This is a genomic window from Pseudomonas sp. SbOxS1 (assembly GCF_013416725.1).
Lineage (GTDB): Bacteria > Pseudomonadota > Gammaproteobacteria > Pseudomonadales > Pseudomonadaceae > Aquipseudomonas.
Genome location: NZ_JAAVXC010000002.1, coordinates 343291 through 358115, shown reverse-complemented (window position 1 = coordinate 358115; position 14825 = coordinate 343291). Strand labels below are relative to the sequence as shown.

Annotated in this window: 17 protein-coding genes and 1 other RNA gene; 7 read left to right on the top strand and 11 right to left on the bottom strand. The window is 60.9% G+C overall.

The features are described 5' to 3' along the window. Positions 1-92: 92 nt before the first annotated feature. Genes HFK74_RS02585 through HFK74_RS02565 form a run of 5 tightly spaced genes read right to left on the bottom strand, consistent with a single transcriptional unit; the run spans position 93 to position 4902 of the window. Positions 93-1310, bottom strand: a complete 1218-nt coding sequence (locus HFK74_RS02585) for a 2-octaprenyl-3-methyl-6-methoxy-1,4-benzoquinol hydroxylase (RefSeq protein WP_180202476.1) — start codon at positions 1308-1310, stop codon at positions 93-95. A 9-nt stretch (positions 1311-1319) separates the two neighbouring features. Next, entirely contained in the window at positions 1320-1805 is a 486-nt protein-coding gene (locus tag HFK74_RS02580; RefSeq protein ID WP_180202217.1) for a DUF4442 domain-containing protein, read from the bottom strand. Next, positions 1798-2985, bottom strand: a complete 1188-nt coding sequence (ubiH, locus tag HFK74_RS02575) for a 2-octaprenyl-6-methoxyphenyl hydroxylase (RefSeq protein ID WP_180202216.1) — start codon at positions 2983-2985, stop codon at positions 1798-1800. Before ubiH ends, HFK74_RS02580 begins: the two co-directional genes overlap by 8 nt. After that, positions 2982-4316: a Xaa-Pro aminopeptidase gene (gene pepP / locus HFK74_RS02570; protein ID WP_180202215.1), complete on the bottom strand. Its 1335-nt coding sequence runs from the start codon at positions 4314-4316 to the stop codon at positions 2982-2984. The genes ubiH and pepP overlap by 4 nt, the downstream gene beginning before the upstream one ends. Before the next feature lie 28 nt (positions 4317-4344). Beyond that, positions 4345-4902, bottom strand: a complete 558-nt coding sequence (locus tag HFK74_RS02565; RefSeq protein ID WP_180202214.1) for a YecA family protein — start codon at positions 4900-4902, stop codon at positions 4345-4347. A gap of 209 nt (positions 4903-5111) precedes the next feature. Between HFK74_RS02565 and HFK74_RS02560 the strand changes: the two genes are divergently transcribed. From HFK74_RS02560 to HFK74_RS02545, 4 genes are all read left to right on the top strand, one after another. Further along, positions 5112-5321 carry a TIGR02449 family protein gene (locus HFK74_RS02560; RefSeq protein ID WP_007982902.1) on the top strand — a complete coding sequence of 70 codons (210 nt, stop codon included), beginning with the start codon at positions 5112-5114 and terminating at the stop codon, positions 5319-5321. Further along, positions 5318-5635 (top strand): cell division protein ZapA, encoded by a 318-nt coding sequence (locus HFK74_RS02555; RefSeq protein WP_008055229.1) that lies wholly within the window; start codon positions 5318-5320, stop codon positions 5633-5635. The genes HFK74_RS02560 and HFK74_RS02555 overlap by 4 nt, the downstream gene beginning before the upstream one ends. Positions 5636-5665: 30 nt before the next feature. Continuing rightward, a non-coding RNA gene (ssrS, locus tag HFK74_RS02550) (6S RNA) lies at positions 5666-5844 on the top strand. 101 nt (positions 5845-5945) lie between these two features. Then, positions 5946-6551, top strand: a complete 606-nt coding sequence (locus HFK74_RS02545) for a 5-formyltetrahydrofolate cyclo-ligase (protein ID WP_180202213.1) — start codon at positions 5946-5948, stop codon at positions 6549-6551. A 34-nt stretch (positions 6552-6585) separates the two neighbouring features. Here HFK74_RS02545 and HFK74_RS02540 read toward each other — a convergent pair whose 3' ends face one another. Beyond that, complete coding sequence (locus tag HFK74_RS02540; protein WP_008055235.1) at positions 6586-6741, bottom strand: hypothetical protein; 156 nt, start codon at positions 6739-6741, stop codon at positions 6586-6588. Between the two features lie 196 nt (positions 6742-6937). On the opposite strand from HFK74_RS02540, the gene HFK74_RS02535 reads away from it, so the two are divergent. Continuing rightward, on the top strand, positions 6938-7390 hold the full coding sequence (locus HFK74_RS02535; RefSeq protein ID WP_008055236.1) for an EVE domain-containing protein: 453 nt from the start codon (positions 6938-6940) through the stop codon (positions 7388-7390). A gap of 125 nt (positions 7391-7515) precedes the next feature. Here HFK74_RS02535 and HFK74_RS02530 read toward each other — a convergent pair whose 3' ends face one another. Next, complete coding sequence (locus HFK74_RS02530) at positions 7516-7923, bottom strand: flagellar basal body-associated protein FliL (protein ID WP_180202212.1); 408 nt, start codon at positions 7921-7923, stop codon at positions 7516-7518. 150 nt (positions 7924-8073) lie between these two features. On the opposite strand from HFK74_RS02530, the gene HFK74_RS02525 reads away from it, so the two are divergent. Then, on the top strand, positions 8074-9051 hold the full coding sequence (locus tag HFK74_RS02525) for an NADPH:quinone oxidoreductase family protein (RefSeq protein ID WP_180202211.1): 978 nt from the start codon (positions 8074-8076) through the stop codon (positions 9049-9051). 50 nt (positions 9052-9101) lie between these two features. On the opposite strand, the gene HFK74_RS02520 is transcribed toward HFK74_RS02525, so the two are convergent. Further along, positions 9102-9719, bottom strand: a complete 618-nt coding sequence (locus tag HFK74_RS02520) for an energy transducer TonB (protein WP_180202475.1) — start codon at positions 9717-9719, stop codon at positions 9102-9104. 330 nt (positions 9720-10049) lie between these two features. Between HFK74_RS02520 and glpT the strand changes: the two genes are divergently transcribed. Next, a complete protein-coding gene (glpT, locus tag HFK74_RS02515) occupies positions 10050-11399 on the top strand; it encodes a glycerol-3-phosphate transporter (protein ID WP_180202210.1) in 1350 nt (449 codons plus the stop codon). Here glpT and HFK74_RS02510 read toward each other — a convergent pair. The 3 genes from HFK74_RS02510 to ubiD form a co-directional block, all read right to left on the bottom strand. Next, positions 11375-12043: a gamma-glutamylcyclotransferase gene (locus HFK74_RS02510; RefSeq protein ID WP_008055242.1), complete on the bottom strand. Its 669-nt coding sequence runs from the start codon at positions 12041-12043 to the stop codon at positions 11375-11377. The genes glpT and HFK74_RS02510 overlap by 25 nt on opposite strands. A 316-nt stretch (positions 12044-12359) precedes the next feature. After that, complete coding sequence (locus HFK74_RS02505; protein WP_180202209.1) at positions 12360-13328, bottom strand: CDP-6-deoxy-delta-3,4-glucoseen reductase; 969 nt, start codon at positions 13326-13328, stop codon at positions 12360-12362. Further along, positions 13328-14794 carry a 4-hydroxy-3-polyprenylbenzoate decarboxylase gene (ubiD, locus tag HFK74_RS02500; protein WP_180202208.1) on the bottom strand — a complete coding sequence of 489 codons (1467 nt, stop codon included), beginning with the start codon at positions 14792-14794 and terminating at the stop codon, positions 13328-13330. The genes HFK74_RS02505 and ubiD overlap by 1 nt, the downstream gene beginning before the upstream one ends. Positions 14795-14825: the final 31 nt, after the last annotated feature.

The window sequence follows — 14825 nt, the reverse complement described above, 5'->3', positions numbered from 1 at the left end:
GCCTTCGCGGGCAAGCCTCGCTCCTACAGGTTCTCGGTGATCTGTAGGAGCGAGGCTTGCCCGCGAAGAGGCCAGCAGCCACAGCGAAAAAATCAGGCCTTGGCGAGTGCCGGCAAATCCCCAATCAACCCCAGCGCCTCACGCACGAACAGCGCCTTGGCCTCCGGCATCCGGTCGACCAGGTTCAACCCGGCATTACGCAACAATCGCACCGGCAACGGGTCAGCCTGGAACAGTCGCTCAAAGCCTTCCATCGCCGCCATCAGCGCCAGGTTATGCGGCATGCGCCGACGTTCGTAACGGCTCAGCACCTTCACATCCGCCAGGCGCTCGCCACGGGTTGCCGCTTTCAATAGCACTTCGGCCAGCACCGCGGCATCGAGGAAACCGAGGTTCACGCCCTGCCCGGCCAGCGGGTGAATGGTGTGCGCGGCGTCGCCGATCAAGGCCAGGCCTTCTGCCACGTAACGCTTGGCATGGCGCTGGCGCAGCGGCACGCACAGGCGCGGGTCCGCGCTCAGTATCGTGCCAAGTCGACCTTCGAAGGCCCGCTCCAGCGCACGACAGAAAGCCTCGTCATCCAGCGCCATCAAGTGCCCGGCTTCGCTCGGCGTGGTCGACCAGACGATCGAGCACCAATCCTGCTGACCGTCGCGCTCAAGCGGCAGGAACGCCAGCGGGCCATTGTCGGTAAACCGCTGCCAGGCAGTCGACTGATGAGGTTTGGCGCAGCGCACACTGGTGACGATGGCGTGGTGCAGGTAATCCCACTCCCGCGTGGCGACACCGGTCAGGCGCCGCACCGCCGAATTGGCGCCATCCGCCGCGATCACCAGCGGCGCACGCAAGGTTCGGCCATCGGCCAGGGTCAGCAGCCAGTCGTCGCCGGAGCGGCGCATCTGTTCCAGGCGTGCGTTGGCCAGCATGCCCAGGTCACAGTCGTGCAAACGGTCGAGCAAGGCGTCCTGAACCACGCGGTTCTCGACGATATGGCCCAGCGTATCGGCATGCACGCTGGCCGCCGAAAAGTGGATTTGCCCGGTGCCGCTGCCATCCCAGACCTGCATCTCGCTGTAGGGACTGCTGCGCCGGCTGGCAATGCCGTCCCAGACACCCAGGCGCTCGAGAATTCGCTGGCTGGCAATCGACAATGCACTGACGCGCGGCTCGAATGGTGCCTGCGGGTCAAAGGGTTTGACGCTCAACGGGCTGCCATCGAGCAGCAGGACTTCCAGCCCGCTGTCCTGCAACGCCAGCGCCTGGGCGCTGCCGACCATTCCGGCCCCGACAATCAGCAGATCTGCGCGCATTTCCATGCTTTAAGCCTGTCTCGCTTGCGGCTTGAGCCGCACGTAAAGGGTTTTTCCGACACGCGCCACCAGGTTGCCGGCGCCGTCATGAATATCGACCTGCAATTGCGGCAGGTACTTCCTGCCCTCCGCCGTCTGCCGGCGGATCTCGTCGAGCAAGGTGTCATCGATGTTGAAACGGGCGAACACCGGACCTTTGCCCGGCGCGATGAAATCGATGTCGGCGGCCTTGTCCCAGACGATGTACTCGCGACCGAGGTTTTCCATCAACATCAGCATGAAGAACGGGTCGACCATCGAATACAGGCTGCCACCGAACTGCGTGCCGACGTAGTTGCGGTTGTACCAACTCAGGCCCATGGACACCTGGACGTCACGAAAGTCATCGCTGATGTGCCGTACCCGAACCCCGGCGCCAAGGTACGGCGGATAAAGGTTCATGAACCGGCACATCAAACGGGCCTTGCCAAACTTGCGTGTCAGCCAGTTAAACATCAGGACGGGTACCCAGGCCCATGGCCTGCCGGGCGAACCAGCGCTTGGCTGGCGGCAGCAGGTCAAGACCGAGCAAGCCCAGATTGCGCCCCAATGACACCAGCGGCTGAGTACTGCCGAACAGGCGCGTGACCTGGTCGGAGAAGCCCACGGTGAGGTTCTGGTCCAGTCGCTGGCGCTCGCGGTAATCCTGCAAGGTGGCGAAGTGCCCCGGCAGGTGTTCACTGGCGAGCAGCGCATCGGCCAGCGCCTGGGCATCGCGCAGGGACAGGTTGAACCCCTGGCCGGCAATCGGGTGCAGGCTGTGGGCAGCATTGCCGAGCACCACCAGGTGCGAGCGCACCTGCTCTTCGGCCTCCACCAACGCCAGCGGATACAGGTGCCGCACACCGACTTGCTTCAACGTACCGAGGCGATAACCGAACACGCCCTGCAGCTCGCTGAGGAAACTGCGATCATCAAGCGCGGCCAGTCGTTGCGCATCCATGCCCAGACGCGTCCAGACCAGCGCACAACGGTTGTCCGGCAATGGCAGGAACGCCATCGGGCCATCGTCGGTGAAGCGCTCGAACGCCATACCGCCATGGGCTTCGCTCGGGGTGATGTTGGCGATCAGCGCGCTCTGATTGTACGGGCGCTTCTTAATGCCGATGCCCAGTTGCTCGCGCAAGCCTGAACGGCCGCCATCGGCGAGCACCGCGAGATCGCAATCGAGCGTGGTTTCGTCATTCAGGGTCAGGCGGTAGCCGTCGGTAAGCGGCTCCATGCGCGTGACTTCCGCCGGGCAACGCCAGGTGATCACGTCCTTGTCCAGGCCTTGCCACAGGCAATGGCCGAGCCAAGCGTTTTCCACCACATAACCCAGCGCCGGAACGCCCTCTTCCATCGCCGACAGTCGCGCCGTGGAAAAACGCCCACGGTCAGAGACGTGAATCTGCTTGATCGGCTCTGCGCGGCGGGAGATTTCCTGCCAGACGCCCAAGCGCTGATAAATCTGCCGCGCGCCGAAGGACAACGCTGTGGAACGCGCGTCGTAACTGGGCTGCCAGGTGTCACCGGGGGCAAACGGTTCGATCAACACGATCTTCCAGCCACGGGCCTTCGCCCCGGCCTGCAAGGCCAACGCCAGGCTGGCGCCGACCAGGCCGCCTCCGATAATCGCCAGATTGACTCGATTCATGCCGCTTGTGTCCGTGCTTGCGCCATCAGGGCCTCGATTTCGGCGACGGTTTTCGGTACGCCTTTGGTCAGGATTTCACAGCCGGTCCTGGTGACCACGACATCGTCCTCGATGCGCACGCCAATGCCGCGCCATTTCTTCGCCACGCTCTGGTTGTCCACGGCAATGTAGATCCCCGGCTCCACGGTCAGCGCCATGCCCACCTCCAGCACGCGCCATTCGCCGCCGACCTTGTACTCGCCGACGTCATGCACATCCATGCCCAGCCAATGGCCGGCGCGATGCATGTAAAACGCCTTGTAGGCTTCGCTGGCGATCAGTTCGTCGACGTCGCCCTGCAACAGTCCCAGTTCGACCAGGCCCGAAGTAATCACCCGCACCGTGGCTTCGTGGGCCTGGTTCCAGTGTTTGTTCGGGGCAATCTCGGCAAACGCGGCTTCCTGGGCGGCCAGCACCAGTTCGTAGATCGCCTTCTGTTCTACGGAAAATTTGCCGTTGACCGGCCAGGTGCGCGTGATGTCGCTGGCGTAGCAGTCGATCTCGCAACCGGCGTCGATCAGCACCAGGTCACCGTCCTTGAGCAGCGCGTCATTCTGTTGGTAATGCAGGATGCAGCTGTTGCGCCCTGCCGCGACGATCGAACCGTAGGCCGGCATCTTCGCCCCGCCCTTGCGAAACTCGTAATCGAGCTCGGCTTCCAGGCTGAACTCATGCAACCCGACGCGGCTAGCCTGCATCGCACGCACATGGGCCTGGGCGGAAATCCGCGCGGCTTCGCGCATCACTTTCACTTCTGCCGCCGATTTATACAGGCGCATGTCGTGCAGCAGGTGATCCAGGGCAACGTATTCGTTCGGCGGCTGGGCGCCGAGGTTGGCCTTGGAACGGATCACGTTGATCCATTCCATCAGGTGCCGGTCGAATTCCGGGTTGCTGCCCATGGCCGAGTAGACGCGGTCACGGCCTTCGATCAGGCCGGGCAGGATGTCGTCGATGTCGGTGATCGGGAAGGCGTCGTCGGCTCCGAAGTCGCGAATCGCGCCCTCTTGCCCGGCGCGCAGGCCGTCCCACAACTCGCGCTCGGCGTTGCGTTCACGGCAGAACAGGATGTATTCACCATGCAAACGCCCCGGCATCAGGACCAACACGGCCTGGGGCTCGGGAAAACCGCTGAGGTACTGGAAGTCGCTGTCCTGGCGGTAGACGTGCTCGACGTCGCGGTTGCGGATGGCTACCGCGGCGGCAGGCAGGATGGCGATGCTGTTGGGTTCCATCTGCGCCATCAACGCCTTGCGGCGACGGCTGTATTCCGACTTGGGGATATGAATCATGGGCAGATGGCTTTCCCTGGCTTTTTGATCAGTGCAGCGACGGCTTGGCGGCGGCCGCCACGTCTTTCTTGGTTTCGGAGAACAGCAGCAACGGTGCGATGCGTACGTACTCCATGACTTCCATATAGTCGGTTTCGCCGTCTTCGGACTCTTCCAGGGCGTCTTGCACCTGGGAAATGGCTGCAAGATCCTGCAACACTTCAGTGGCCTCGGTGCTCAGCATGCTACTGTCGCGGCAGTTCAAGCCAAAACCACTGAGGAAGCCCTGGCACCATTGGCCCAGTGCCGCGGCGCGTTCGGCCAGCGGAGCGTCGTCGCTCGGCAGCAACAGGACCACGGTGACGTCGTCGCCGGTGAGCTCGCCCTTGACCATCTCTTGCAGGCCGATCAAGGCCGCGCGGACATTGTCCTGGGGCTCGCTTTCGAGCAGTTCGGCGGCGTCGATCAGCCAGCCTTCGGCATCGAAACCGGCGCCGGCGCAGCTGCGGCCGAGCAGCAGGCCGTGCAGTTCGGCAGGCGAGACGTTATGGCCGCTGGCGGTCAGCAGGGTGGCGAAGCCTTGGTACGGGGAATTCTGAATGGTCATGGGCAGCTAGGCGCCAGACGGCGCTATGTCTAGAATGAAGGCCTTGTATCCTACATCGACTACCCCTGTAGGAGCGAGCTTGTCGAATCGTCGCACCGTCGCGATGGTCGTCAACGATAACGCTGGGGTCCTGACACCCCGCGGCGTTCTCAGGTTCATCGCGAGCAGGCTCGCTCCTACAGTCCGACCACCATCAGACAGTGAAAACAATGGAAGACACCGACCTGCAAGCGCTGATGGCCAGACTCGAACTGCTGATTACCCGAGTCGAGCAACTTAAGAGCCAAAACGGACTCTTACTAGCTCAGGAAAAGACCTGGCGCGAGGAACGCGCGCACCTCATTGAAAAAAACGAAATCGCCCGGCGTAAGGTCGAATCGATGATTTCGCGCCTCAAGGCCCTGGAGCAAGACTCATGAGTTCAAGCAATAGCGTCACTGTGCAGATCCTCGACAAAGAATATTCGATCATCTGCCCCCAGGAAGAGCGCAGCAACCTGGTGAGCGCCGCTCGCTACCTGGACGGCAAGATGCGCGAAATCCGCAGCAGCGGCAAAGTCATCGGCGCCGATCGCATCGCCGTGATGGCCGCGCTGAACATCACGCACGACCTGCTGCACAAGGAAGAACGACCGGACATCCAGGCCAGCGGTTCGACCCGCGAACAGGTGCGCGACCTGCTCGATCGTGTCGATCTGGTGCTTGCCACTGATCCGGATGTCACCAAAGGCTGATTCGCGTCACCGCTTGCGGTATACTCTCATCACTCCCTGGGGTGCTTGCCAGTTGGCGATGTCCCTGAGCCGATTTGCTATACCCTGGAGGTCGCACGTTGGGCTGGTGTGCATGTCCGCTAGACGGAAAGCCTTAAAGCCTACTGCGTCTTCCACCTTGAACTTTCGGGTTCAAGGGCTAAGTCGACAGCGGTACATCCGGGGAGCCTGATTCCAGTCCGATGCCGGTTTAAATACCGGCATCGGCGTTTTTACTGCTCTGTTTTTTAAAGAGACGCTTTACGAAACCGTACAGGCGAAGCCCGAATCCATGACCGAACCTGCGCTGCTCCCTCGACCGCAACTTCGACGCATGCTGCGCAAGGCCCGCCGCGCACTGACACCCAGTCAGCAGCGCCAGGCGGCTCGCGGGCTGTACAAGCAATTGGCCCAGCAACCGCTGTTCCGCCGCGCCAAACACATCTCTCTTTATTTGCCCACCGACGGTGAAATCGATCCGCGCCTTTTGCTGCGTGCGGCGCAACGTAGGGGCAAGGCCACCTATCTACCGGTGCTCAGTGCCTGGCCGCGAACCAAAATGGTGTTCCAGCGGATTCGCCCCGGCGAAAAACTCAAGCCCAATCGCTTCCGTATTCTCGAACCCCGGCACAGCCTCGCCCGGCAACGCAAAGTCTGGGCTCTGGATCTGGTGTTGCTGCCATTGGTGGGGTTTGACGATGTCGGCGGACGCCTGGGCATGGGCGGCGGCTTCTATGATCGAAGCCTGGCCTACCTGGCTCGCCGCAATGACTGGCGCAAGCCGACGTTGCTGGGGCTGGCCCATGAATGTCAGAAGGTCGAGCGACTGGCTCAGGCGAGCTGGGATGTGCCGTTGCAAGGAACGGTGACGGACAAGGCCTGGTATCACGCAGGCTAGACGCCACCGGCATCAGTGGCGTCGAAAAGCGGGATCAGCGCTTGAAGGCGGTCGACTGTTGCTGCAATGGCGAGATCTCGACCGGTGCATCGGTCTTGTTGACCCACAGGCTTTGGGCATAGCCAGTGGTCACGACGCCGAGGCCGAACAAAATGACCAGAATCCATAGTAAATCCGGTTTGCGTTTCATCGATTGCCCCCCAAAGGCATATCAACACGATGACAGCAGCGGTTTCCGTTTGTAGGCCGTGCAGCAGCGTCAAGCTTGAAAGGCCGGCATTTTGCGACAACGTGAACCGTCACGCAAATGATGGCGTCAACCGACTGTCGGTTTGTCATAAAATTGCCGGACAACCTCTTCACCCACCTCGCAAGGAGCCAGAACCATGGCCTATTGGCTGATGAAATCCGAGCCCGACGAACTCTCGATCAAAGGCCTGGAGCAGCTTGGCAAAGCGCGCTGGGACGGGGTTCGCAACTATCAGGCGCGTAACTTTTTGCGCGCCATGGCGGTGGGGGACGAGTTCTTTTTCTACCATTCGAGCTGCCCGGAACCGGGGATTGCCGGCATCGGCAAGATCGTCGAAGCGGCGTACCCGGACCCGACGGCGCTGGAACCTGAGAGCCATTACTACGACCCCAAGGCAACCCCCGAGAAAAATGCCTGGAGCGCGATCGATGTCGCGCATGTGGAGACGTTTACCAGGGTGTTGAAGCTGGATTACCTGAAGCAGCAGGCAGCGCTGGCGGAGATGCCGCTGGTGCAGAAGGGGTCGAGGCTGTCGGTGATGCCGGTGACGGCGGAGCAGTGGGCGGCGGTGATTGCGCTCAAGCCGTAAGAATTGCTGCGACTATCAGAATGCTTTCGCGAGCAGGCTCGCTCCCACAGGGGATCTCCAGTGAATGCAGATCCATTGTGGGAGCGAGCCTGCTCGCGAAGAGGCCCGACAGGACAGCGAAAGCCTTACTGGATGATGAGGTTGTTGAACAACAGATCCTCAACCACCGGCTTGCCGGTTTCATCATTCATGATCTGCTGTGTCTGCTTCAGGGCTTCCTGACGCAGCTTTTCCTTAGCCTCGACATTGTTCATCGTCTCGGTGGTCTGCTGGGCAAACAGCGCCACCAGCTGATTGCGGATCAGCGGTTCGTTGGCCTTGACCGCCTTGGTCGCCTCGTCACCGGTCACACGCAAAGCCACATCGGCCTTGTAGACCTTGAGCTTCGGCGTGCCATCCAGCCCGTAGTTACCCACGAACGGCGGGCTCAGGGTGACGTAATTGACCTTCGGCGCCGCCTCTTCCTTGGCCTCTTCGGCCACCGCTGCCACAGAAAGGGACAGGCCCAGCAACAACATGATCCACGCTTTCACAATTCGCTCCTTATCCGGTTTGCGGCCTAGCATAACCACCCGCCACGCCAGTACAAGCTTATGGCTGACTATCAGTGCCGGGCATGCTCGTTGACCCGTCGACTCTCACACCTACACTTATCGGCCATCACTCCCAAAGGAATAGCCCTGATGAAAGCCGTGCTGTGCAAAGCCTTCGGCCCTGCCGAATCGCTGGTGCTGGAAGACGTCGCCAGTCCTGTCGCGAAGAAGAACGAAATCCTGCTGGAAGTGCACGCCGCCGGGGTGAACTTCCCCGACACGCTGATCATCGAGGGCAAGTACCAGTTCAAGCCGCCCTTCCCGTTTTCCCCGGGCGGTGAAGCGGCCGGCGTGGTCAGTGCGGTGGGCGAAAAAATCAGCCACCTGAAAGTCGGAGACCGGGTCATGGCCCTGACCGGCTGGGGCAGCTTCGCCGAACAGGTCGCGGTGCCGGGCTACAACGTGTTGCCGATCCCGCCCTCCATGGACTTCAACACCGCCGCCGCCTTCAGCATGACCTATGGCACCTCGATGCACGCCCTCAAGCAGCGCGGCAACCTGCAACCCGGCGAAACCCTGCTGGTGCTCGGCGCCTCCGGCGGTGTCGGCCTGGCGGCAGTGGAAATCGGCAGGGCCATGGGCGCCCGGGTAATCGCCGCAGCCAGCAGCGCGGAAAAACTCGCCGTGGCCAAGGCGGCGGGTGCCGACGAGCTGATCAACTACAGCGAAACCAGCCTCAAGGACGAAATCAAGCGCCTGACCGATGGCCAGGGCGCCGACGTGATCTACGACCCGGTGGGTGGCGACCTGTTCGACCAGGCCATCCGCGCCATCGCCTGGAACGGCCGCTTGCTGGTGGTCGGCTTTGCCAGCGGACGCATCCCCGAGTTGCCGGTGAACCTCGCACTGCTCAAAGGTGCAGCGGTGCTCGGCGTGTTCTGGGGCTCGTTTGCCCAGCGTCAGCCGCAGGACAACGCCGCCAACTTCCAGCAATTGTTTGGCTGGTTTGCCGAAGGCAAGTTGAAGCCGCTGGTGTCGCAGGTGTATCCGCTGGGTAATGCCGCTCAGGCGATCAATGATCTTGGTCAGCGCAAGGCAGTTGGCAAGGTGGTGGTGCAGGTTCGCTGAGCCCGCCACACGGTCTGGACTCCCATCAATGGTGTCCAGACCACCCCAAACTAAAGCAACTTGCGAATATCCTCCGGTAAAAACCTCACATACCTGGAAACCGGGTTGTTCATGCATTGCCTGACAATGATCGGCACCTGCCTGTTCATCTTGGCTATCAGCGCCAGGCGCCGCTCGTTAGGCAACGTTGTCGTGGAAAACGCATTCGATAGATAAGCACGGGTGTAGTAGAACGCCGTGGTGTCAGCCCAGGCGTGTTCCGGGGTGTTGACCGTGACTTCGTTGAGATCGCGACATTTGAGTTTCTTGAGCCATTCATTGAGATGAAGTGGTGGCGCTGAATCGAATCCAAAGATCATCGGCGCAATCACCTCCTGCTCGGCGGGCTTTCCATCTCCAACCGTCCATGGCTTGAATCGCCACTGCTCTATCGCAACCCTGGTCGCCTCGGCCAGATCATGATGGTCACTTTGCAAAATGCTTACCTTATTGACTGAGCCATCGGCATGGACCGTAAACCTGACCCGGACATCACCGATGATCCCGGCCCGTTGCAGCGCCGGCGGATAAATCGGCTTGGGGTTGTGCTCCGGTATCAGGAACACCTCACTCGCTCCGCTTTCAGCAGACAACAACCACAGCAGCACCACACACATAACCCACCGCATAACACCTCCCCTTCTTACCCAGCATCGCCAGACCTGGCCGCTACACAAAAGGGTAAAGATCGAAGGCTTTTGGCTGAAGGTCATGGCTTCCGGTAACTGCGCAGGACATTTCCCAAAGATCCGCACTACTCCGGACGGTACATGCGCATCAAAGCGGTAGCGGGGAATCTTCCTACACCGCCCTTCATTTACGTCTGAGCGACATGTTCATAAAGGAACGCTCGCTTTCCAACATTTCCGCTGTTTAGCCGATGAGAACCGGTGCTATTTTCGGTAACGAAACTGTAACATTCGCATCCGCAGTCAAAACAAGAAATTTGGAGCTCTTGAATGTTTGCTTTCTTTCGTCCTGCCGCACATCAGGCTCCGCTGCCTGAAGAAAAAATAGACAGCACCTACCGACGCCTGCGCTGGCAGATCTTCGCCGGTATCTTTATCGGTTACGCCGGCTACTACCTGCTGCGCAAGAACTTCTCCCTGGCCATGCCTTACCTGATCGAAGAGGGCTACACCCGTGGGGAACTGGGCGTGGCGCTGTCGGCCATCGCCATTGCCTATGGCTTGTCCAAGTTCCTGATGGGCATCGTTTCCGACCGTTCCAACCCGCGCTTCTTCCTGCCGTTTGGCCTGATGGTCTCGGCGGCGGTGATGTTCACGTTCGGTTTTGCGCACTGGGCGACGTCCAGCGTGACCATCATGTTCGTCCTGCTGTTCATCAACGGCTGGGCGCAGGGCATGGGCTGGCCGCCAAGTGGGAGGACCATGGTGCACTGGTGGTCGCAGAAGGAACGCGGTGGCGTGGTGTCCCTGTGGAACGTGGCGCACAACGTGGGTGGCGGCTTGATCGGTCCGCTGTTCCTGCTCGGCATGGGTCTGTTCAACGACTGGCATGCGGCGTTCTATGTGCCGGCGGCAGTGGCCATGGCGGTCGCGGTGTTTGCCTTCATCACCATGCGCGACACCCCGCAATCGGTCGGCCTGCCGCCGATCGAGAAATACAAGAATGACTACCCGGAAGGCTACGACGCCAGCCACGAAGAAGAATTCAGCGCCAAGGAAATCTTCGTCAAATACGTGCTGCGCAACAAGATGCTCTGGTACATCGCCCTGGCCAACGTCTTTGTCTACCTGCTGCGCTACGGCGTGCTGGACTGGGCACCGACCTACCTCAAGGAAGCCAAGGGCTTCACCGTGGACAAGACGTCATGGGCGTACTTCTTCTACGAGTGGGCCGGTATTCCGGGCACGCTGCTGTGCGGCTGGATGTCGGACAAGATCTTCCGTGGCAACCGTGGCCTGACCGGCATGGTGTTCATGGCATTGGTGACTGTGGCGACGCTGGTGTACTGGCTCAACCCGGCCGGCAACCCGACCGTCGACATGATTGCGCTGGTCTCTATCGGCTTCCTGATCTACGGCCCGGTGATGCTGATCGGCCTGCAGGCACTGGAACTGGCACCGAAGAAAGCCGCCGGTACGGCTGCGGGCTTCACCGGCTTGTTCGGCTACCTGGGCGGTTCGGTCGCGGCCAGTGCGGCGATGGGCTACACCGTGGACCATTTCGGTTGGGATGGCGGTTTCGTCCTGCTGATCGGTGCCTGCCTGCTGGCGATGGCCTTCCTTGCGCCAACGCTGTGGCACAAGCAGGTCGCCAGTCAGAGCCGCGAAGCACTCGCTTGATCATCCTTTGATTTACAACGCTTGAGCCGCGCCTCCAGATTCCGGTCTGGCATGGCGTGGCTACGCAGGGCGTGGGCAGTCTGCTCGACATAATCGCGAGTAGTGCCGTAACGCCCGCAAGCGTTTTCGAACACGTGGCTCAGTACGTGATCCGGCAAGTTGCCGGCATAGCTGGGCAAGTGCCGCTCCAGGACAAATCCCAATGCCTGAACCTTGCTGCCGTCTTCAAGTCGGCAGTTGAGCCAGTGTGGGCGATAGGATGGAAACGGCATCTCGCGTTTCCAAAGCGCATATAGTGACGCGTCCAGCTGTTCTTCCGGCAAGCGATAGGCGAAACCACTGCAGGAGCCGCCGCGATCCAGACCGAATACCAGCCCGGGCATTTCCGGCGTGCCACGATGCTCGTGGGACCAGAGGTACAGGCCGCGATGGTAGCCATGCACTCGCCCGCGAACGCGCTCGACTGCCGTGCACTCCGGGCGCCAGATCAGCGACCCATACGCGAACAGCCACACCGGCCCGCCTTGGTGGCGCGCCATGGTCGACTGCATCGAGCTGAGTAATTGTTCGTGCGTGAGTTGCGGCCCCAGATCGAGCTGCGGAGGGTAGGACAGGTTCAAAAACGAAGATTCAATGGCGCTCATGGCGAATAGCGTTCAGCTCCCCGCGAGTAAACAGTTACTAAATAGAACGCACCGCTGTAGCAATAAGGCACATATGTATTCAAGTAAATGAAGCGCCTTGGCGCCACTCTTAATTAATCACTTGAATGAGATATAACCTACCGACATTTATAAGATTTTATAAATACCGATAGGCTATATACGGAGTTATATACCTCCACACTGTAGGAGCGAGCCTGCTCGCGATGGACTCAAGAACGCCGCGGGTAGCCTGACTTCCCGCGTAATCGTTAACGACCATCGCGAGCAGGCTCGCTCCTACAGTGTGGGGGGAGCATCAGGACCTGGGTGCGTACGCGAATACGTCGGCGCGCATCTGGTGCGCGTCCATCCCCGCCTCGACCAGCGCATCCAGGGTGCCGTAGACCATGGCCGGCGAGCCACTAGCGTATACGTGCAGGGCCTTAAGGTCAGGAAAGTCCTCGCATACCGCTTCATGCAACATACCGCAGCGCCCCTGCCAGCCACATTGATCGCTGACGACTTTATGCAGGAACAGGTTGGGCAGTTTCAGCCACTCATCCCAATGCTCGACTTCATAAAAGTCTTCAGGACGACGCACGCCCCAATACAGATGCACGGGATGCTTGAAGCCTTCTGCACGGCAATGTTCGATCAGGCCATGGACCTGACCCATTCCAGTGCCCGCGGCAATCAGCACCAGCGGACCGTCCGGCAACTCGGCCAGGTGCGCATCACCGAACGGCATGTCGACACGTACCATGGCATTGCGCTGCAACTGCTCGATCAGGTTGAGCGCACTGGCTTCGCGCGCCAGCACGTGGATTTCCAGATCACGCCCACCGGAGGGGGCCGAGGCCAGGGAGAAGGACGACTTCTCGCCGTTGTCGCGATGGATCATCAGGTACTGGCCCGCGTGATAGCGCGGTGGCTTGCCGGCAGGCGCCCGCAGCCGCACCCGCCAGGTATCGCCGCCGACTTCGGTGCAACTGGTGACCTGACACGACAGACTGCGCACCGGCAATTCTCCCAGCGCGAGCACGCCATCCCACAGCACGATGCAGTCTTCCAGCGGCTCTGCTATGCAAGTGTAGAACTCGCCATGGTCGCGCACGAGACCTGACTGCTCGACGCGCCCTTCCACCAGCAGCGCAGCGCACACATGGCAGTTACCGTTGCGACAGCTTTGCGGGCATTCATAGCCCAGGCGGCGTGCGCCATCGAGAATCCGCTCGCCGGGCAAGATATCCAGTACGGCTCCGGAGGGCTGCAAGGTTACACGCATCAATCTATTCCTAACTGATTCCAGATGGCATCGATCCGCTGGGTCACGGCGTCGTCCTTGACGATTACACGGCCCCACTCGCGCGTGGTTTCACCCGGCCATTTATGCGTGGCATCGAGCCCCATCTTCGAACCCAGGCCGGACACCGGCGAGGCGAAGTCGAGGTAGTCGATCGGCGTGTTCTCGATCATCACCGTGTCACGCTTGGGGTCCATGCGCGTGGTGATGGCCCAGATCACGTCGTTCCAGTCCCGTGCGTTGATATCGTCGTCAGTGACGATAACGAACTTGGTGTACATGAACTGTCGCAAAAACGACCAGACACCGAGCATTACCCGCTTGGCATGCCCCGGGTACGACTTCTTCATGGTCACGACGGCCATGCGGTACGAACAGCCTTCGGGCGGCAGGTAGAAGTCGGTGATCTCCGGGAACTGCTTCTGCAGGATCGGCACGAACACTTCGTTCAGCGCCACACCCAGAATCGCCGGCTCATCCGGTGGACGGCCGGTGTAGGTGCTGTGGTAGATCGGCTTGATGCGATGGGTAATGCGCTCGACCGTGAACACCGGGAAGCTGTCGACTTCGTTGTAGTAACCGGTGTGGTCGCCGTACGGGCCTTCATCGGCCATCTCGCCCGGGTGGATCACGCCTTCAAGGATGATCTCGGCGGTGGCCGGCACTTGCAGGTCGTTGCCACGGCATTTCACCAGTTCGGTACGGTTGCCGCGCAGCAGGCCGGCGAAGGCGTACTCGGAGAGGCTGTCCGGCACCGGGGTCACGGCGCCAAGAATGGTCGCAGGATCTGCGCCAAGCGCCACGGCGACCGGGAACGGCTGGCCAGGATGTTTTTCACACCATTCGCGGTAATCCAGCGCGCCGCCACGGTGACTCAGCCAGCGCATGATGACCTTGTTGCGGCCAATCACTTGCTGACGGTAGATGCCGAGGTTCTGCCGATCCTTGTTCGGACCTTTGGTGACCGTCAGGCCCCAAGTGATCAGCGGCGCGACGTCGCCTGGCCAGCAGGTCTGCACCGGCAAGGTCGACAGATCGACGTCGTCGCCTTCGATGACCACTTCCTGGCAGATCGCATCCTTGACCACCTTGGGTGCCATCGAGATGATCTTGCGGAAGATCGGCAGCTTGGACCAGGCGTCTTTCAGCCCCTTCGGCGGCTCGGGCTCCTTGAGGTACGCCAGCAACTTGCCGATCTCGCGCAGTTCGCTGACCGCTTCGGCGCCCATGCCCAGCGCCACGCGCTCGGGGGTACCGAACAGGTTGCCGAGCACGGGAATGTCAAAACCGGTGGGCTTTTCGAAAAGCAGGGCCGGGCCCTTGGCGCGCAAGGTGCGATCGCAGACCTCGGTCATTTCGAGCACTGGGGACACCGGAACCTGGATGCGCTTGAGTTCGCCGCGCTGTTCCAGGCCGCTGATAAAGTCGCGCAAGTCGCGATACTGCATGCGTGAGCCTCGTGTTGGCCGTGGCGTTCGG